General features: G+C 73.1%; 18 protein-coding genes. 10 read left to right on the top strand and 8 right to left on the bottom strand.

All coding sequences use genetic code 11. The annotated features are described in order from the left end of the window. Window positions 1-24: 24 nt before the first annotated feature. Complete coding sequence (locus QWZ14_RS26905; protein ID WP_290320122.1) at window positions 25-1,446, bottom strand: FAD-binding oxidoreductase; 1,422 nt, start codon at window positions 1,444-1,446, stop codon at window positions 25-27. A 34-nt stretch (window positions 1,447-1,480) separates the two neighbouring features. Beyond that, the gene (locus QWZ14_RS26910; RefSeq protein ID WP_290320123.1) at window positions 1,481-2,335 is read right to left on the bottom strand and encodes an alpha/beta fold hydrolase; all 855 of its coding nucleotides are present in this window, start codon (window positions 2,333-2,335) and stop codon (window positions 1,481-1,483) included. Window positions 2,336-2,436: 101 nt separating this feature from the next. On the opposite strand from QWZ14_RS26910, the gene QWZ14_RS26915 reads away from it, so the two are divergent. The 4 genes from QWZ14_RS26915 (at window position 2,437) to QWZ14_RS26930 (ending at window position 6,200) form a co-directional block, all read left to right on the top strand. Further along, window positions 2,437-2,796: a DUF2946 family protein gene (locus tag QWZ14_RS26915; protein WP_290320124.1), complete on the top strand. Its 360-nt coding sequence runs from the start codon at window positions 2,437-2,439 to the stop codon at window positions 2,794-2,796. Window positions 2,797-2,867: 71 nt separating this feature from the next. After that, window positions 2,868-4,934, top strand: coding sequence for a TonB-dependent receptor family protein (locus QWZ14_RS26920; protein ID WP_290320125.1), 2,067 nt, complete (start codon window positions 2,868-2,870; stop codon window positions 4,932-4,934). A gap of 94 nt (window positions 4,935-5,028) precedes the next feature. Further along, window positions 5,029-5,937 (top strand): J domain-containing protein, encoded by a 909-nt coding sequence (locus QWZ14_RS26925; protein ID WP_290320126.1) that lies wholly within the window; start codon window positions 5,029-5,031, stop codon window positions 5,935-5,937. Next, window positions 5,934-6,200: a chaperone modulator CbpM gene (locus tag QWZ14_RS26930; RefSeq protein ID WP_290320127.1), complete on the top strand. Its 267-nt coding sequence runs from the start codon at window positions 5,934-5,936 to the stop codon at window positions 6,198-6,200. The genes QWZ14_RS26925 and QWZ14_RS26930 overlap by 4 nt, the downstream gene beginning before the upstream one ends. Before the next feature lie 10 nt (window positions 6,201-6,210). On the opposite strand, the gene QWZ14_RS26935 is transcribed toward QWZ14_RS26930, so the two are convergent. The 3 genes from QWZ14_RS26935 to QWZ14_RS26945 form a co-directional block, all read right to left on the bottom strand. Beyond that, window positions 6,211-6,735 carry a chromate transporter gene (locus QWZ14_RS26935; protein ID WP_290320128.1) on the bottom strand — a complete coding sequence of 175 codons (525 nt, stop codon included), beginning with the start codon at window positions 6,733-6,735 and terminating at the stop codon, window positions 6,211-6,213. Then, entirely contained in the window at window positions 6,732-7,310 is a 579-nt protein-coding gene (locus QWZ14_RS26940) for a chromate transporter (RefSeq protein WP_290320129.1), read from the bottom strand. Before QWZ14_RS26940 ends, QWZ14_RS26935 begins: the two co-directional genes overlap by 4 nt. A gap of 67 nt (window positions 7,311-7,377) precedes the next feature. Further along, window positions 7,378-7,992: an HdeD family acid-resistance protein gene (locus tag QWZ14_RS26945; RefSeq protein ID WP_290320130.1), complete on the bottom strand. Its 615-nt coding sequence runs from the start codon at window positions 7,990-7,992 to the stop codon at window positions 7,378-7,380. A gap of 164 nt (window positions 7,993-8,156) precedes the next feature. On the opposite strand from QWZ14_RS26945, the gene QWZ14_RS26950 reads away from it, so the two are divergent. The 4 genes from QWZ14_RS26950 to QWZ14_RS26965 all read left to right on the top strand — a co-directional run bounded on the left by QWZ14_RS26950 (window position 8,157) and on the right by QWZ14_RS26965 (window position 11,847). After that, complete coding sequence (locus tag QWZ14_RS26950) at window positions 8,157-10,193, top strand: TRAP transporter permease (protein WP_290320131.1); 2,037 nt, start codon at window positions 8,157-8,159, stop codon at window positions 10,191-10,193. Between the two features lie 116 nt (window positions 10,194-10,309). After that, window positions 10,310-10,510: a hypothetical protein gene (locus QWZ14_RS26955; protein ID WP_290320132.1), complete on the top strand. Its 201-nt coding sequence runs from the start codon at window positions 10,310-10,312 to the stop codon at window positions 10,508-10,510. A 101-nt stretch (window positions 10,511-10,611) separates the two neighbouring features. Beyond that, on the top strand, window positions 10,612-11,241 hold the full coding sequence (locus QWZ14_RS26960; RefSeq protein WP_290320134.1) for a YjbF family lipoprotein: 630 nt from the start codon (window positions 10,612-10,614) through the stop codon (window positions 11,239-11,241). A gap of 66 nt (window positions 11,242-11,307) precedes the next feature. Continuing rightward, window positions 11,308-11,847 (top strand): biotin transporter BioY, encoded by a 540-nt coding sequence (locus QWZ14_RS26965; protein WP_290320135.1) that lies wholly within the window; start codon window positions 11,308-11,310, stop codon window positions 11,845-11,847. Window positions 11,848-11,874: 27 nt separating this feature from the next. Here the strand turns inward: QWZ14_RS26965 and QWZ14_RS26970 are convergent, their stop codons facing one another. Then, window positions 11,875-12,930, bottom strand: coding sequence for a glycosyltransferase family 4 protein (locus tag QWZ14_RS26970; protein WP_290320136.1), 1,056 nt, complete (start codon window positions 12,928-12,930; stop codon window positions 11,875-11,877). Between the two features lie 136 nt (window positions 12,931-13,066). Between QWZ14_RS26970 and QWZ14_RS26975 the strand changes: the two genes are divergently transcribed. Together QWZ14_RS26975 and QWZ14_RS26980 are read left to right on the top strand one after the other, a co-directional pair. After that, window positions 13,067-13,987, top strand: a complete 921-nt coding sequence (locus QWZ14_RS26975) for a manganese catalase family protein (RefSeq protein ID WP_290320137.1) — start codon at window positions 13,067-13,069, stop codon at window positions 13,985-13,987. Between the two features lie 57 nt (window positions 13,988-14,044). Then, on the top strand, window positions 14,045-14,458 hold the full coding sequence (locus QWZ14_RS26980; protein ID WP_290320138.1) for a VOC family protein: 414 nt from the start codon (window positions 14,045-14,047) through the stop codon (window positions 14,456-14,458). A gap of 117 nt (window positions 14,459-14,575) precedes the next feature. On the opposite strand, the gene QWZ14_RS26985 is transcribed toward QWZ14_RS26980, so the two are convergent. Together QWZ14_RS26985 and QWZ14_RS26990 are read right to left on the bottom strand one after the other, a co-directional pair. Then, a complete protein-coding gene (locus QWZ14_RS26985) occupies window positions 14,576-16,720 on the bottom strand; it encodes a YjbH domain-containing protein (RefSeq protein ID WP_290320139.1) in 2,145 nt (714 codons plus the stop codon). A gap of 9 nt (window positions 16,721-16,729) precedes the next feature. Continuing rightward, on the bottom strand, window positions 16,730-17,945 hold a 1,216-nt coding region (locus QWZ14_RS26990; protein ID WP_290320140.1), incomplete at its 5' end, for an SLBB domain-containing protein.

The following is a 17,945-nucleotide window of genomic DNA, read 5'->3' on the forward strand; positions in this document are numbered from 1 at the left end:
CCGGCCGGCGCCGCCGGACCGCCCTCAGGGCAGGACCTTGCCCGGGTTCATGAGGCCGCGCGGGTCGATCGCCGCCTTGATCCGCTGCATGACCTCGAGCTCGGCGCCGCCGCGCCAATCCTCCATCATGTCGGTCTTCAGCCGGCCGATGCCGTGCTCGGCGCTGAAGCTGCCGCCGAGGTCGCGGACCACGGCGTTCACCGTCTCCATGATGTCGTGGCTGCGGGCGAGGAAGGCGGCGGGGTCCATCCCGGGCGGCTGCTGCAGGTTCATGTGGATGTTGCCGTCGCCCATGTGGCCGAAGGGAACCGGGCGGATGCCGGGGATGAGCCGGCGGCAGGCCTCGGAGGCCCGGCGGATCAGCTCCGGGGTCTTCGAGACCGGCACCGAGACGTCGTTCTTCACGGAGGCCCCTTCCCGCTTCTGCGCCTCCGGGTGCTCCTCGCGGATGCGCCAGATGGCGGCGCGCTGGGCCTCGCTCTCGCCGATCGCGGCGTCCAGCACCTCCCCGGCCTCCAGCGCTTCCTCCAGCACCGCCTCCATCAGGGCGCGCAGGCCGGCATCCGGGCGGGAGGAGGCGAGGTCGACCAGCACGACATGGTCGCCAGGCTCGGCCAGCGGGACCTGGCCGCCCTCGATGAAGCGGGCATAGAAGCCGACGCCGGTGCCCGACATGTACTCGAAGGCCCGCACCGCGGTCTCGTCGCGGTCGCGGAAGCGGCGGAACAGGGACAGGGCCGCCTCCTCGTCCCGCACCGCGCAGAGCGCCACCTCGTTCTCCCGCGGCCGGGCAAAGAGCCGCAGCACCGCGGCGGTGATGAAGCCGAGCGTGCCCTCGGCGCCGACGAAGAGGTGCCGCAGCGCATAGCCGGTATTGTCCTTCCGCAGCCGGCGCAGGCCGTTCCAGACCTGCCCGTCCGGCAGCACCACTTCCAGGCCCAGCATCAACTCCCGCGCGTTGCCGTAGCGGACGGTGGTGTTGCCGCCGGCATTGGTCGACAGCACGCCGCCGATGGTCGCCGTGCCCTCGCCGCCGAAGCTCAGCGGGAAGAGGCAGCCGGCTTCCATCGCCACGTCCTGCGCCGCCTTGACGACGACCCCGGCCTCGGCGGTCATGGTCATGTCGAGCGGGTCGATGTCGCGCACCCGGTTCAGCCGGGCCAGCGAGACGACCATCTGCCGGCCGCCCTCGTCCGGGATGGCGCCGCCGACCATGGAGGTATTGCCGCCCTGGGGGACCAGCGGCTGTCCGGCCGCGGCGCAGAGCTTCACCACCTCGGCCAGCTCGGCGGTGCTGCCGGGGCGCAGCACGCAGGGGGTGCGGCCGGTGTAGAGCATGCGCCAGTCGGAGAGGTAGGGCGCCAGGTCGGCCGGGTCGGTCAGGATGCCGCGCGGGCCGAGCAGGGCCGAGAGGCGGTCGAGCAAGGGGGGCTGGATATCGGGCATGGGGCAAAATCCTGCGGATGGACGGGCAGGTCAATCACAACGGGTGGCGGGCCAGGTGCGCCAGCAGCAGCCGGTTGACCACCTCCGGCCGCTGGTCCGGGGCGTAGTGGCCGACGCCGGGCAGGACCTCGAATTGATAGGGTGCCGTGACGAAATCCCGGGTGCCCTCGGCCGCCATCCGCCCCACCGTGTCGTCGGCATCGCCCCAGAGGAACAGCGTCGGCACGGTGACGGCACCGATCGGCCGGTGGACGGTGCCGCGGGCGCGATACCAGGCGAGCGCCGCGGCCATGGCGGCCGGATTGCCGATGACGCCCAGGTGCTTCGCCGTCGCCGCCGGCGGCACCCCCTGGGCGGCGTGGCGGGTGCGGAGCCAGGCGGCGTCGTCGGCCAGCAGCCTCGGCACCGCATCGGCCTCGAGGAAGGCCTTGTGGTGGCGGGAGCGGTACGGCTGCCCCGGGTCCTCGGCCAGGGCGCGGGCGAAGGCGCCGGGATGCGGGCGGGACAGCATGGTGAGGGAGCCGAGCCGCTCCGGGTGGCGGGCGGCGATCTCCCAGGCCAGGCTGCCGCCCCAGTCGTGCCCGACCAGGTGGAAGCGGCCCTGGTGGCCCAGCGCATCGGCCAGGGCGAGCGCATCGGCGATGAGCAGCTCGATGCCGTAGCGGGCGAAATCCATCGGGTCCGGCCGGGCGCCAGGGGAATAGCCCCGCTGGTTCGGCGCCGCGGCACGGAAGCCGGCGGCGGCCAGGGCCGGGAGCTGGGCATCGTAGAGGTGCCGGGACACGCCGAAGCCGTGCAGCAGCAGCACCAGCGGCGCGGCCGGCTCGCCCGCGACCGAGACGTCGAAGACCAGCCCCGGGCCGGTTGCGACCTGTTGGGTGTCGATCATGGACGCATCGCCCTTGCTGCCCTGGCCGCGACCTGAGCATCGGCCCCCCGGGGACGCAAGGGTGGGATGACAGCCTGCGGCAAACCCGCCATAGCCACGCCATGGTCCGGCGCTCGCCCCTGCTGACGGTGATGATCGCCCTGCTGCTGGCGCTGCAGTGGGGCAGTGCCTTCGCGCATTGCCTGGCCACGCTTGGCACCGCCGCCGGCATCGAGATCTGCACCGCCGAGGGACTCCGCGTCATCCACCTCGATGCCGAGGGCCAGCCGGCCGACGCGGCGGATGCCGCCCACGACAGCTGCCCGCTCTGCCCCGGCAGCGCCGCCGCGGTGCCGCCCGCCCCGGCGATGCCGGGGATGCCCTTCGCCTATCGCGTGGCGACCGTCCCGCCGGTCGCCGGCATGCCGCCGGCCCCGGCCCGCGCCCCGCCGCAGCAGCCACGGGCCCCGCCCGCCGCCTGACGCCGGAACCCGCCGCGCCGGCCCCCGATCCGGGTGCCCGCGCGATCGTCCCTTCGTCAGGAGCCACCTTCATGTCCGCAATCCCGTGGCGCGCGCTGCTGCTCGCCGGCATCGCCGCCCTGCCCGCCAGCCGTGCCGGCGCCCAAGGCACCACCACCCTCCCCGACCTCGTCGTCACCGGCCGGAGCCCCGGCTCGCTCACCGCCCCCTCCATCGCCGCGCAGCGGGAGGCGCTGGAGCGCACCCCCGCCGCGGTGCGCTTCGTCGACGGCCGCGAGCTGGACAACCGCTACGCCTTCACCCTGCGTGACGTCCTGGCCGATACGCCCGGCGTCTTCGTGCAGAACCGCTACGGCCAGGAGCTGCGGCTGTCGATGCGCGGCTCCGGCATCGCCCGCGGCTTCCACCTGCGCGGCATCGAGGTGCTGCAGGACGGCGTGCCGGTGAACCTGGCCGATGGCAGCGGCGACTTCTACCAGATCGACCCGACCGCGGTGCGGGCCGCCGCGGTCTATCCCGGCGGCAATGCCCTGCCCTTCGGCAGCTCGACCCTTGGCGGGGCGATCAACTTCATCACCCCGACGGCGCGGACCGCGACCGAGCAGCATATCCTGCGTGCCGAGGGCGGCACCTTCGGCACGGCGCGGATCTCGGGCCAGACCTCGGCGGTCCTCGGCGACTGGGATGCGCTGGCGGCCGGCAGCGTGGCGCATGCGGATGGCTGGCGGCAGCATAGCCGCAGCCAGTACGAGCAGTTCAACGCCAACCTCGGCTACCGCCTCTCGGACCGGATCGAGACCCGCTTCTACGCCGGCGCCTATATCGTCCGGCAGCAGCTGCCGGGCTCGCTCAGCCTCGGCGACGCGCTGGGCCGGCCGCGCATCGCCGCCGCCGCCGCGCTCTCGGGCAATCAGGCGCGCAACGTCTGGGCCGAGCGCTTCGCCAACCGCACCACCGTGCAGCTCGACACCGGGCAGCTCGACCTCGACGCCTGGGTCACCCACAAGCGGCTGTACCACCCGATCTTCCAGGTGATCGACCAGGACGGGCTGACCTGGGGCGTGGCGCCGCGCTGGACCGGCCGCTTCAGCGTCGGCGGCCTCGACAACGATCTGGTGGTCGGTGGCCGCTACTTCGCGGGCACCAACGACGCGCTGCAGTACAACAACCTCCGGGGATCGCGGAACGGGCTGGTCGCGAACGGCGTGCAGCGGGCAACGAACTACCAGGCCTTCGCCGAGAACCGGCTCTGGCTGCGGCCGACGCTGGCGATCGTCGCCGGCGCCAAGGTGCTGCGCGACGAGCGGGACTACGAGAACCGCCTGAGCGGACAGCGCAACAGCCGGACCTACGACGGGCTGAACCCCAAGCTCGGCGTGCTCTGGCAGCCGCGGCCGGCGGTGCAGGTCTTCGCCAACGTCACCCGCAGCCAGGACGTGCCAGACTTCTCCGACCAGTTGCAGACCGTGAACAACCGGCCGCTCTGGGTGCCGATCCAGGCCCAGCGCGCCTGGACGGTGGAGGCCGGCACCCGCGGCCGGCAGGACGGCTACGGCTGGGACCTGACGCTGTTCCGCTCCAACCTGCGCGGCCAGCTGCTGCAATTCACCGTCGACCCCAGCATCCCCGCCAATACCTTCAACGCCGGCAACACGGTGAACCAGGGCGTCGAATTCGCCGGGCATGTGGACCTTGCCCGCGGGGTCGCCGCCGCCGGGGACCGCGTCACGCTGCGCCAGGTCTGGACCTGGAACGACTTCCGCTTCCGCGGCGACCGGCAATACGGCGACAACCGCATCGCCGGCCTGCCGCCGCACGTGCTGCGCACGACGCTGACCTATGCGGCGCCCGAGGGCCGCGGCTTCCTCGCCCCGGTGCTCGACTGGGTGCCGCAGGGCGCCTGGGCCGACTACGCCAATACGCTGCGGGCCAATGCCTACCTGAAGGTCGGGCTGGAGGCCGGGATCACCGTGGCGCCCGGCGTCTCGGTCTTCCTCGACGCGCGGAACCTGACCAACAAGCGCTACGTGAGCGACCTCGGCACCCTGCAGAACGCCCGGGCGGCGGGGGCGAATACCGCGGTCTTCTATCCCGGGGACGGGCGGAGCGTGTATCTCGGCACCCGCATCGCCTTTTGATGATGGGCGCGCTGGACCCATGGGGGGGCCGGCGCGCAGCATGGCAGACCGCCGGGCGGTTCCCACCTGACCGCCCCGCACGAAGGATACCGGTATGGCGGACGATCCTTACAAGACCCTCGGCCTCTCCCGGGACGCGACGCCCGAGGCCATCAAATCCGCCTATCGCAAGCTGGCGCGGCAGCACCACCCCGACCTCAACCCCGGCAAGCCGGAGGCCGAGGCGAAGTTCAAGGCGGTCTCGGCCGCCCACGACCTGCTCTCGGACCCCGAGCGCCGCGGCCGCTTCGACCGCGGCGAGATCGATGCCGAGGGCCAGGAGCAGCGCCCGGCCGGCTATGGCGGCGGCTACCGCCGGCATGCCGATGCCGCCCAGGGCGAGCGCTACGCCGAGGCCGGCGGCTTCGAGGACATATTCGCCGATATGTTCGAGGCGCGCGGCCGCGCCGCCTCCGCCCCCCGCCGGGGCCGCGACGGCAACTACCGGCTGGCGGTGCCCTTCCGCTCCGCGGTGCTGGGGGCGACCGAGCGGCTGACCCTGCCGGATGGCCAGGTGCTGGACGTGAAGATCCCGCCCGGCGTCGTCACCGGCCAGGTGCTGCGGCTGCGCGGCCAGGGCGGGCCCGGGCGCAACGGCGGCCCGGCCGGGGATGCGCTGATCGAGCTCGAGGTCGCCGAGCACCCGCTCTACCGCCGGGACGGCATGGACCTGCGGATGGAGCTGCCGGTCAGCCTGGCGGAGGCCGTGCTCGGCGCCGCGGTGGAGGTGCCGACGCCCGCCGGCACGCTGCGGGTCACCCTGCCGGCGGGCAGCGACACCGGGCGGCAGATCCGGCTGCGCGGCAAGGGTATCGCCGCGGCCGGCAGCCGCCCGGCGGGCGACCTGTTCCTGACGCTGCGCGTGGTCGTCGGCAAGCCGGATGCGGCGCTCGAGTCCTTCCTGCGGAGCTGGACGCCGGAACACCCCCAGGACCCACGCGCCGGACTGGAGGCGGAGGCATGATCACCCTCGATATCCTGTACACCCGCGTCGCCGGGCTGCAGCCGGAGGATCTGCGCCGCTGGATCGCCGAAGGCTACGTCCGGCCCGAGGCCGAGGCCGATGCCCCGGTCTTCGCCGAGATCGACGTGGAACGGGTGCGGCTGATCCTCGAGCTGCGCGACCGGCTGGCGGTCGACGAGGAGGCGCTGCCGGTGGTGCTCTCGCTGCTCGACCAGGTCTATGCGCTGCGCCGCCGGCTCAGGGAGCTCGGGACGGAGAGCTGACCGGCCCGCCTCAGGTCAGGAAGAAGGCCCCGAGCAGGCCGCCGCCGGCCAGCATCCACAGCGGGTTGTAGTCGGTCCGCCAGACCAGCAGGGTCGAGGCCGCGACCACGACCAGCGGCATGACCCCATGGGTATAGGAGGCCTGGGCCATGGTGACGCCGGCCGCCAGGATCAGCCCGATCGCCACCGGCACCAGCCCGCCCTGCGCCGGCTTCAGCCAGGCCGAGCCGCGCAGCCGCTGGGTCAGCCCCGCCATGCCCCAGGCCAGCACCGCCGCCGGCACCAGCATCCCGAGGGTCGCCGCCGCCATGCCGCCGGCCCCGGCGATGCGCCAGCCCATGACGCTGGCGACCAGGATGTTCGGCCCCGGCGCCGCCTGCGCCAGGGCGTAGAGCTGGGAGAAGGTGACGTCGTCGAGCCAGCCATGCAGCTCGACCAGCTGGCGGTGCATCTCGGGCAGCACCGCATTGGCGCCGCCGACCGCGACCAGCGACAGGATGGAAAAGGTCAGCAGGATCTGCAGGATGATGGTCATCGCGCCGGCGCCCCGCCGATCAGCCCGGCCTGCCGCAGCGACAGCGCGATGGAGACCGGGGCCAGCAGCAGCACGATCAGCGGCAGCGGCATGCGCAGCACCGCCGCCGCGAGGGTCGCCAGCAGCAGCACCAGCAGCGCATCCCAGCGCAGCTTCAGCTTGCCCGCCATCTTGAAGGCGGTGCCGATCACCATCCCCGCCGCCCCGGCGGCGATCCCGTTCATGACGGGCGCCACCGCCGGCAGCTGCCCGTAGCGGTCATAGAACAGGCACAGCCCGATCAGGATGATCAGCGGCGCGCAGTACAGCCCGGCGGTGGCGAGCAGCGCTCCGGCCAGCCCGTGGAAGCGCCGGCCGATCATGACCGCCGCATTGCCCACGTTCGGCCCGGGCAGGATCTGGCCGAGGCCGAGGACCTCGGCATACTCGCGCTCGGTCAGCCAGCGGCGCTCCTCGACGATCACCCGGCGGGCCCAGGCGGCGACCCCGCCGAAGCCGAACAGCCCGATCCGCAGATAGCCGGTGAACAGCGCCGCCCGGGTCGGGATGGCGGTGGTCGGCGGGGCTTCGGGCAAGGCGGGCGCTCCTCGGGTGGGGCGCCATGGTGGCCGGGAAGCGGGGGGCGGTCCAGGCGGGGACGGCTCAGCCGCGGCCCAGCGCCGGCCCGTGCGGGTCATGCGCCACCCGGCGCAGCCGCCAGCCGAGCCAGCACAGCAGGGCGCCGGCCACCAGCGCCTGGATGCCGACCACCCAGATGAGCGCCAGCAGCCCCGGCCCCGGCGCCGCGACCAGCCAGGCACCGATGAAGACCGCGATCGCCCCGGCCAGGCCCATCAGCACGCTGCCGAGCCGGAAGGCGAGCACCAGCCGCAGCACGCCGATGGCGATCGACCAGATGCCGGTGATCAGCACCAGCACCAGCGCCGAGGCGACCGGCGCCAGCAGCAGCGCCGCCGCGGCGCCGAGGGAGACGATCCCATCCACCCAGAACCAGGCGCCATGGCGCTCCGGCGGCCCCTTCACCGCCTGGTACAGCGTGCCGATCCCGTCGAGCGCCATCCAGGCGGCGAGGAAGCCCAGCATCACCGCCAGCCCCAGCCCCGGCACCAGGAAGGCGAGCAGGCCGAACAGGATGCTGGCGGCGCCGCGCAGGATGAACATCCACCAGCCCTGGGCCATCAGCCGGACCATCGGGAAGCGGCCGTTCAAGCTCATCGGGCCAGGCGGCGTGGCGGCAGGCATCAGCGGGTCGGCCATGGCATTCCCCTCAGGACAGCGACCCCGGCATTACGCACCCACCGGCCGCCCGGACCAACCCCGCGGCGGTGACAAATTCGTAGGGGATGGGCGCCGCCGCCGCGTCCGGCTACAGGGGGCGCAAACCGGGGGCGACCCCAAGGCACGGCAGGAACCCATCCGGAATGAGCAGTACCCGCAGCCTCCCGCCGGAGATCGAATCCGGCGCGCTCGACGACCAGACCGCCGCCCGGGTGGAGGCGCTGATCGAGGAAGAGGAAGGCGCCCAGAACCGCTACAGCGGCTGGCTGGCGCATGCCGCCACCGGCCTTGCCCTGGCCATGGCGCTGTTCCATCTCTGGGCGGCCTGGGACATCGTGCCCACCACCTCGCTGCGCTTCATCCATGTCGGCTTCGCCATGGGGCTCGGCTTCCTGCTGTTCCCGGTGGCGAAGCGCTTCCGCAACCGGCTGATGCCCTGGGACGTGGTGCTGATCGCGGCCAGCCTCTACGTCACCTGGTACCTGCTCTACGGCGGCGACCTGATCGGCACCGAGCCGCTGATCGACCGCTACGTCTTCCCCGAGACCCAGGACCTGATCGTCGGCTGGGTGCTGATCCTGCTGGTGCTGGAGGTGACGCGCCGCGCCACCGGCTGGGTGATGCCGGTCGTGGCCGGCTGCTTCATGCTCTATGCCTATTTCGGCAACCTGCTGCCGCCGCCCTGGCGCCACCAGGGCTACGACACCGAGCGGCTGATCCCGCACCTGACCATCACGCTCGACGGCATCTTCGGCACCGCGGTCGACGTCTCGGCCAGCCTGATCATCCTGTTCACCATCTACGGCGCGATCCTGCAGCTCAGCGGCGCCGGCAAGTTCTTCGTCGACTTCAGCTTCTCGGCGACGGGGGGCAAGGCGACCTCGGCCGGGCGGACCGTGGTGCTGTCGTCCTTCCTGCTCGGCGGCCCCTCGGGCTCGGGCGTGGCGACGACCGTGACGCTCGGCACCGTCGCCTGGCCGATGATGAAGCGGGTCGGCTATACGCCGCACGATGCCGGCGGGCTGCTCGCCGCCGGCGGGCTCGGCGCCATCATCTCGCCGCCGGTGCTGGGCGCCGCGGCCTTCCTGATCGCCGAATACCTCAAGATCGGCTACCTCGAGGTGCTGCGGATGGCCGCCGTGCCGACCATCCTCTACTATGCCTCGCTGCTGTTCATGGTCGAGCTCGACCAGCGCCGGATCGGCGCCGCCCACCTCAAGGCCGGCACGGAACGCGAGGTCATCACCGTCGAGAGCCCCTGGGCGCTCACTAAGAAATACGGCTTCCACTTCTCCTCGCTGCTGGCGATCGTGGTCTTCATGGTGCTCGGCTACTCGCCCACCATGGCGGTGCTCTATGCCATGGCGGTCGCCGTGGTGCTGTCCTTCCTCCGGCGGGACAGCGCGCTCTGGCCGCGGAAGCTGGTCGCGGCGCTGGCCTCGGGCGCCATCCAGGCGGTGGGGATCGCCGCGACCTGCGCCTGCGCCGGCATCATCGTCGGCGTCATCACCCTGACCGGCCTCGGGCTCAAATTCTCCGAGATCGCCATCCAGGCGGCCGGCGGCAGCCTCGTCATCACCGCGCTCTATACCGCGCTGATCGTCTGGATCGTGGGTTTGGCGGTGCCGGTGACCGCCAGCTACATCATCTGCGCCGTGGTCGCGGCGCCGGCGCTGATCAAGCTCGGCGTGCCCGACTACGCGGCGCACATGTTCGTCTTCTACTACGCGGTGCTGTCCGAGGTCTCGCCGCCCACCGCGCTGTCGCCCTTCGCCGCCGCCGCCATCACCGGCGCCGGGCCCTACCGCACCACCCTGCAGGCCTGGAAATACACCCTGCCGGCCTTCGTGCTGCCCTTCGTCTTCGTCACCGACCCCGATGGCGTCGGCCTGCTGCTGGCCTTCAAGCCGGGCATGGGCTGGGGCGACGTGGTGGTGCAGATCGCCCTGGCCGCGGGCGGCCTCGCGGCGCTCTCGGCGGCCTGCCAGGGCTTCGCCCGGCGGGCGCTGGCCGGCTGGGAACGCGCGGGCTTCGTCGTCGCCGGGCTGCTGATGATCTTCCCGGCGCTGGTCGAGGCCTTCTTCGGCAGCGGCGTGCCGGCACCGCACCTGATCGGCGTGGCGCTGGGGGCGGTGCTGCTGGCGCTGCAATGGCGCGGGCCGCGGCCGGCCGTGGCCTGACCGGGGCGGCAGGCAACCGGAACGATGGCGCCACGTTGGCCCTGGTCCCTGGAGTGACCCCCATGCGACACGCCATCCCCGCCACGCCGCGCCGCGCCGATGGCGAGCTGCGCTGAATGGCGCACGCACTCTGGTCGGCGGGCGCCATCCTCGTGGTGCTCGGACTGATCGCCCATCTCTTCGGCTGGGAGGCGGTGGTCTGGATCCCGGAGGCGGCGCTCGATGCCATCCGGGAGGATCCGAAGACCTATGGCATCATCGCCCTCGGGCTGTTGCTGATGTTCATCGCCCGGCTGATCACCCGCCGCCGGCCCTGACCGGCCGGGGCGGACGCCGCCTGGCGGCATCCGGCGGGAGTCCGCCCGCCGGCTGTCAGAACGATATCGCAACGTGAGGCTCGCGGCGCTATGCTGCGGCGATGCGCCACCGGCTCCTCTGGCCCCTGCCCCTGCTGCTCGCCGCCTGCGGCGATACCCTGTGGCGTGACACGGGCGACCGGCTGGTCGACTTGGTCGCCCCCGCCGCCGCCCCGCTCGAGGATCTGCCGGAGCCCGAGGGGCGGGCCCTGCGCCTCTGGCTCGGCGGCCGCGCCACCCCGGCGGTGCTGCTGCAGGAATTGGGCGAACGCCGGATCTGGCGCACCTCCGGCGGCATCGTGGTGGCGACCGAGGGCGGCCGCGTCACCGCCACCGCCGGGCTGCGGCAGATGCTGGCGGCGACCCGCTTCGAGGGCCCCGACCCCCTCGCCCGCCCCGCCGCCCTGCTCGATCACCCGGCCGAGGCCCGGCGCCTGGTGGACCTGATGGATGCGAATCGGGAGCCCGACGGCATGCGCTTCGGCATCTCGCTCGACTGCCGGCTGCGGGCCGAGCCGACCGAGGATGCCGAGGTGCTGCTGGTGCGGGAACGCTGCCGCAGCCGCGGCAGCTCCGGCTTCACCAACCGCTTCTGGGTCGAGGCCGCGGGCGGCGCGGTGATCCGTGCCGAGCAATGGGTCGGCCCCCGGGTGCCGATGCTGGTGATGGAGTTCCTCGGCCCGGCCGGCTGAGCCGGCGCCCCTTGCCCGGCCGCGTCCGGCGGTGGCATGGGTCGCGGCCACACCGGAAGGATCGTTATGGCTTCGAATACAAGCGTGCCGCAGGGCAGCCTGCGGGCAGGACGGCTCCGCTTCGCCGGTCTGGCCCTGCTAGGCTCGGCGCTGCTCGCGGCCTCGGCCCAGGTGGCGCTGCCGATGTGGCCGGTGCCGGCGACGCTGCAGAGCATGGTGGTCCTGCTGCTGGGCGGCCTCGGCGGCGCCCGGCTGGGGCTGGCCGCGGCCGGGCTCTACCTTGCCGAGGGCGTGCTGGGGCTGCCGGTCTTCGCCGCCGGCGCCGCCGGCCCGGCGGTGCTGGCCGGGCCGACCGCAGGCTACCTGATCGGCTTCCTGCCGGCGGCCTGGCTGGCGGGCGTGCTGACCCGGCCGGCGGGCTGGTGGCAGCGGGGGCTGGGGCTGCTCGCGGCGCATCTGGCGCTGTTCGTGCCGGGGCTCCTGTGGCTCGGCGGCTTCGTCGGCATGGAGCGGGCGGTGATGGCCGGCTTCCTGCTGTTCCTGCCGGCCACGGTGATCAAGACCGCCCTCGCGCTGGCGGTCCTGCAGGCGGTCCGGCGGGGCTGAGCCCCGGCCGGGTTCAGGCGGCCGGGCTCAGTCGCGCCAGCTGAGCCCGGCCCGCCGCACCCGGCGGGCGACGAACCAGAGCCAGCCGCATTGCACCGCCAGCGCGGGCAGCACCACCAGCGGCTTGGCGAAGGACGCCAGGTGGAGGAACAGCCCGGCCAGCCCGGCCTGGAACAGCGCGAAGCCCCAGTGCACCGCGGCCACCTGGCCCACGCCGAGGCCGCTGCGCTGGGCCATCTGGTACAGGTGGGTCCGGTGCGGCGCGCCGACGCGGTCGCCCATCCAGCCTCGCCGCAGCAGGGTGAAGCCGGCATCGAACAGCAGGCCGAAGAGCAGCAGCGGCACGATCAGGAAGCTGAGCTGGGTGAAGTCGAAGCGGGCCGCCGCGACCGCCAGCACCGCCAGCATGAAGCCGGCGAACTGGCTGCCGACATCGCCCATGAAGATCCGCGCGGGATGCAGGTTGAAGGGCAGGAAGCCGGCGAAGCCCGCTGCCAGGATCAGCGCCGCGACATAGATGAAGCGCCCGCCCTCGCCCTGCGCGATCACCGCCAGGGCGACACAGGCGATCAGCAGCGTGCCGCCGACCAGCCCGTCCAGGCCGTCCATGAAATTCACCGCGTTGGTGCAGCCGACGATCCAGAAGACCGTCACCAGCGCCCCGATCCAGCCGAGTTCCACCACCCCGACATAGGGCAGCGCCAGCCGCGACAGGGTGATGCCGGTACCGACCGCGACCAGCGCCGCGCCGAGCTGGGCCAGCAGCCGCAACCGGGCCGAGAGGTTGCGGAGGTCATCCACCAGCGCCACCCCGGCGATCGCCAGCGCGGCGAGGATGACGCCGAGGAATTGCCGTTCGGCCAGCCGGGCGAAATCCGCCAGGCCATAGAGCGCCAGGACCCCGACCAGGAAGGCCACCACCACGCCGACGCCGCCGCCCCGCGGGGTAGCCACCGCATGGGCGCTGCGGCCGTTCGGGATATCGAGGATGGGCCAGCGGATCATGAGCCGCACCACCGCCGCCGAGAGCAGGGCCAGGCCAAGGGCGAACAGGAGGTGTTGCGTCAGCGCTTCGAAGGTCATGCGCGGCCGGGTTTGGCGGAAGCGGCGGCGAGCCGCAAGACTACGGCAATTCAATGATAATGCGACGCAGACACAAAACCCGGGGCTGGTTCACTGGTTAATAGGAGTCCTACCCAACAGCGCCGGATGCCCCCTCATGTTCCTTCGTGTCGATAAATTGCAGGCTGAACTTCCCGCCCCGAAGCGGAAGGATCCCAATGCCGCAGCAGCGCTGCAGGAACTTCTCGGCGGCAAGTACGGCGAGATGTCCACGCTCGGGAACTACATGTTCCAGAGCTTCAACTTCCGCAGCAAGAGCAAGCTGCGCCCCTTCTACAGCCTGGTCGCCAGCATCACCGCCGAGGAGCTCGGCCATGTCGAGCTAGTCAGCAACGGCGTCGCCATGCTGAACAACGGCCCCGACAACGACGGCGACGAGGCCGATGGCGGCGACATCTCCGGTGCGCCCTTCGAGGCCATGAAGGACATCCGCTCCTTCGCCAGCTTCGCTTCCAATGGCGGCGGCGCCATGCCGGTGAACAGCAACTCCATGTCCTGGAACGCGGACATGGTCACCACCACCGGCAACGTCGTGGTCGACCTGCTGCACAACTTCCACCTGGAATGCGGCGCCCGCCTGCACAAGCTGCGGGTCTATGAGACGCTGACGGATCCGACCGGCCGCGCCGTCTGCGGCTACCTGCTGGTCCGCGGCTCGGTCCATGCGCATGCCTATGCGCTGGCGCTGAAGCAGATCACCGGCGTCGAGCTGGAGAAGTTCCTGCCGACCCCGAACATCAACCTCGACAAGATTCCCGAGTGCCAGCAGTACCTGGCCGAGGGTTCGCATCGCCGCCTCTATACCTTCAGCCCGGCCGACTACAAGGACATGGCCGGCATCTGGGGCAATGGCGAGATGGCGCTGCCGGGCGATCCGGTCGGCCAGCTCGAGGTCGTGGACGGCATGCCGGAAGGCGGCAAGATCCACCAGCTCACCGGCATCCCCTCGGCCTTCACCCCGGACTACGCGCCCGAGGAAATGTTCGAGATCGCCACCAAGCTCTACAAGAAGGCGTAATGGCCGGCGGGCGGGGGGCGATGCCTCCCGCCCGTTCTCTTCTCCAGGCAGGGCTCCATGCCGCGCATCAGCCACCAGCTTGAGTATTCGCTCTATGTCGACGACCTCGCACGGTCGGCGGCCTTCTATCGGCGCGTCCTGGGCTTCGAGGAATACCTGGCCGACGACCGCATGGTCGGCCTCGGCGTCCCCGGCAACAGCGTGCTGCTGCTCTTCGTCCGCGGCGGCTCGGTCGAGCCTTCGCCGACGCCCACCGGCACCATCCCGCCGCATGACGCGACCGGCCACCAGCACCTCGCCTTCGCCATCCCGGTCGGCGAGCTGGCGGCCTGGGAGGCGCATCTCGCCGCCGAGGGCGTCGCGCTCGAATCCCGCATCACCTGGCCGCGCGGCGGCGTCAGCCTCTATTTCCGCGACCCGGACCAGCATTCCGTCGAGGTCGCAACGCCGGGGCTCTGGCCGAGCTATTAGGGATTTTCTCCGCGCCCCGGGACTGGTTGTATCCGGCCACCGACTCTGGAGGCTGCCCATGTCCGATCCGGTCCAGATCACGCAATGGGGCAGCGCGGTGCTGGAACAGCGCCTCCGCTACCGCAGCAGCCCGAGGTAGTCCCGCCCGAGCGCCGCCGCCCGCCCCTCCCGCGTCACCTCGAACAGCGGGTTGTCGAGCGCCAGCCGCTGCCCGCCGTCCCGCACCACCGGACGGATCAGCGCGGTGGCCCGGCTGGCGGTTTCAGGCCCCAGCAGCTGCAGCGGGAAGCGGAGGAAGATGCCCTTGTCGAAGCTGCCCTCGCCGAAACGGCGGAAGGGCGTCGTCGTCAGGGTGGCGAAGCCGCCGATCTCGATCCCGCTGTCGAAGCGGCGGCTGACCTCGAGCGTTCCGCCCCAGTCCCCGGCGAGGTAGCGCCCGGCCCGCAGCACCGCGCCGAGGTTCCAGATCGGCAGGTCGGCATAGACCGAGGCATGCCCAGTCGCCACGGAATAGCCGAGCGCGCCCAGCCCCTGCCGGTAATCCCGCTGCACCACCCAGGCGAGGTCGAGGCCGAGCGCCAGCGGCCGTTGCTGCGGCCGCCACAGCACCTCGCCGGCGATGCCGCCGAACATCGGCTCCAGCAGCCCGGCCGAGAGCCGGGCGAACCAGTCGTCGGCGGGACTCCAGAGCCGCTCCGCGTAGAGCGTCGGGATCGCCGTGCGCCCCTCCCGGGCATAGCGGCCGAGGTCGCTGCGGACCCGGGGCAGGACGCTGTCCGAGGGCAGACCCTTGTCGAGGTTCCCCGCCACCGCCTGCGCCAGGCTGCCGGCCAGCGCATAGCCCTCCCCGAGGCCGAGCCGCAGGCCCGCCGCCCCCGATGCCTGCCAGCGGACCCCGACCCTCGGGTCGCCGAGCTGCAGCGCGATGCGCGGCTCCAGCGCCCAGCCCAGATCCGGCCGGAAGCCGGCCAGCGGCTCGGCCGGGGAGAGGGCGGCGCTGGCCAGGATCTCCTCGGCGCTGCCGGCGCCCTGGGCGGCCGCTTCCATCGCCCCCCGCAGCAGCACCAGCCGGGCGACCGGCAGCCCGGCGCGGTGCCATTCCACCGCGATCCGCTCGACCTCCGCCGGCAGCAGCGGCTGCACCGCCCGGGCGACGCGGCCGGCCACCTGCGCCAGGGTCGGCTGCCGGCCGCCTGCCACGGCAACCCGTGCCTCGGCGCCGGCAACCGTCACCTCCAGCGGCCGGAAGCCGGCGCGGCGCAGGGCCGCCGGCAGCGCCGGCACGGTGTCCTCGGCCGCCGCCTCGGGCCGCGCCGGCAGGGCCGGCGGCGGCGGCCGTGGCATCGCCGGCGGCTGGGCCGAGTCCAGCCGCAGCGACAGCCGCAGCAGCAGGTCGGTGCCATGGACGAAATGCACCCCGGCGTCGAGCCAGGGGTTGGGCTGCCATTGCAGGCCGACGTTCAGCCGCGTGGCCGCTTCCCCGCGCAGCCCGGTGATGCGGGTGGGATAGCCGCCCCGCTCGTCGCGCAGCGCGTCGCCCGACCATTCCAGCTTGGCCCGGAGCCCCTCGAGGCCCAGTGCCAGCGCCGGCGGCACCGACCATTCCAGCCCGCCGAAGATCGCCGCGTCCCGGCCCCGGAACAGGCTGCCGAGGCCGGGCCGGCCGCCGACCCCGACGGTCCGCGGCCGCGCCCGGTAGCGGCCGGACAGGGCGCCAAGGGGGTTGCCGAGATCGGCGCCGGTGCCCAGCCGGCCCCAGCCGAGGCCAAGCGTCAGGTCGAGGTCCCATAGCCGCTTGGAGGCGACCAGGTATTCCCCGGCATAGAGGCCGGTGCCGATCACGTCCTGCGCCCCCATCGCCAGCGCCGGCCGCCAGGCGCTCTCCTCCCAGAGCCGCGCCTTGACATCGAAGGCCCGGTCGGTGGTGGCGCCGCGCCCGGCGGTGGCATCCAGCCGGTCGGTGAGGCGGAAGGTGGTCTCGAGGAAGGGCAGCGCCTGGAAGCCGAGGAACCAGAACTGCCGCTGGCGGCGGAAGGCGGCGCCGGCCTCCAGCGTCCCGTCCGGGCGGAAGCGGGCGTTGCGCATCTCGATCAGGCCGACGCCGCCGAAGTCGCCGGCGGTCGCCGCCACCTCCTGGGCCGCGCCCGGGCCGGCGGCCAGCATGGCCAGGCCGAGGGCCCCGGCCGTCCAGCCGCGCGGCCGTCCGGGCCGGGATGCGATGCGGCGAATCGTGGCCCGGCGCCGGTTGCCGGCGGCGGCCACCGCCCGGCCCTAGCGCGCGCCGGTGCGCACGATGACGGCCAGCGCCGCGCTCGAGAGCGCCACCTGGGACAGCACCTGCGTCACGTCGCGCAGCAGGCCCCAGCTTTCGTAGGGCGAGGGATCCTGCGGCACCACCACCGTGCTGCCGGGCGGGACCGGCGGCCCGCCCGCCTGCCAGGCGCCGAGGCCGGCCGGGCTGGACTGGCCATTGGGCAGCACGACGAAGGCCCGCTGCCCGTCGGCGAAGCGCTGCTCGCCGCCCGCCGCCCGGACGTAGTCGCCGGCACGCCAGCCGGTGGCGAATTGCAGGCTGCCGGGGTTCAGCACGGCGCCGACCACCGTCACCTCGTTCGGCCGCTTCGGCATGGCGATGAGGTCGCCGGGCTCGAGCAGCACGTCGAGGTCGGGGCGCCCGGCCAGCACCACCGGGTTGCTCTCGACCACCATCCGCCCGGCGGCGCGGGCCTGGCGCAGCGACTGCGCCAGCTCCCGCCCCGCCAGGATCGCCCCGCCGAGGTCGGCCGAGCCGCGCATCCCGGCGACCGCCTGGCCGGCGGCGACCTGCATCAGCCCCTGCTCCAGCTCCCGCGCGGTGCGGGCGAAGCCGTCCTGCTGGCGGCCCCGCACGCTTTCCCGGGTGAAGACGGCGCCATAGGGATAGGCCTGCGGCGTCAGCCCGCCGGCCCGGGTCATCACCTCGGAGAGCCGCTCGCCGCGGCGGATGTCGTAGATCCCGGGCCGGACGAATTCCCCGGCCAGGGTCACCGGCCCGATGTCGCGGTCGCCGAAGCCGCGCGGCAGCCGCAGACCGTCGCGCGGGGAGAGGCGCACCGCGGCGAAGTTGCGCGACCGCAGGTCGAGCAGGGTGCGGCTCAGCGGCAGGGTGCCGTTCTGCTCGGCCGGCTCGCGGGAGAATTCGACGGTCGAGAGGTCGGCGGTGTCGGTCGCGCCCCCCGCGGCGGCCAGCACCGCATCCATCCCGGTGTCGTCGAGGATGGGATAGAGCCCGGGCAGCCGCACCTCCCCGGTCAGCAGCACCGACTGGTCGATCAGGTAGGGCAGCAGCGTGGGGTAGTCGAGGAAGAGCGGCGGGCAGGGCAGCCGGCCGAAATCGGGGAAGCCGGCGCTGCGGGCATGGGCGAAGCGCTGGCGGGAGGATTGGGCGGCGACCGTCAGCAGCGTCAGCGCCTGGCAGTCGGGCGCCGCGGCCCAGCCCGGGCCAGCC

The organism is Paeniroseomonas aquatica, assembly GCF_030409335.1.
GTDB lineage: Bacteria > Pseudomonadota > Alphaproteobacteria > Acetobacterales > Acetobacteraceae > Belnapia > Belnapia aquatica.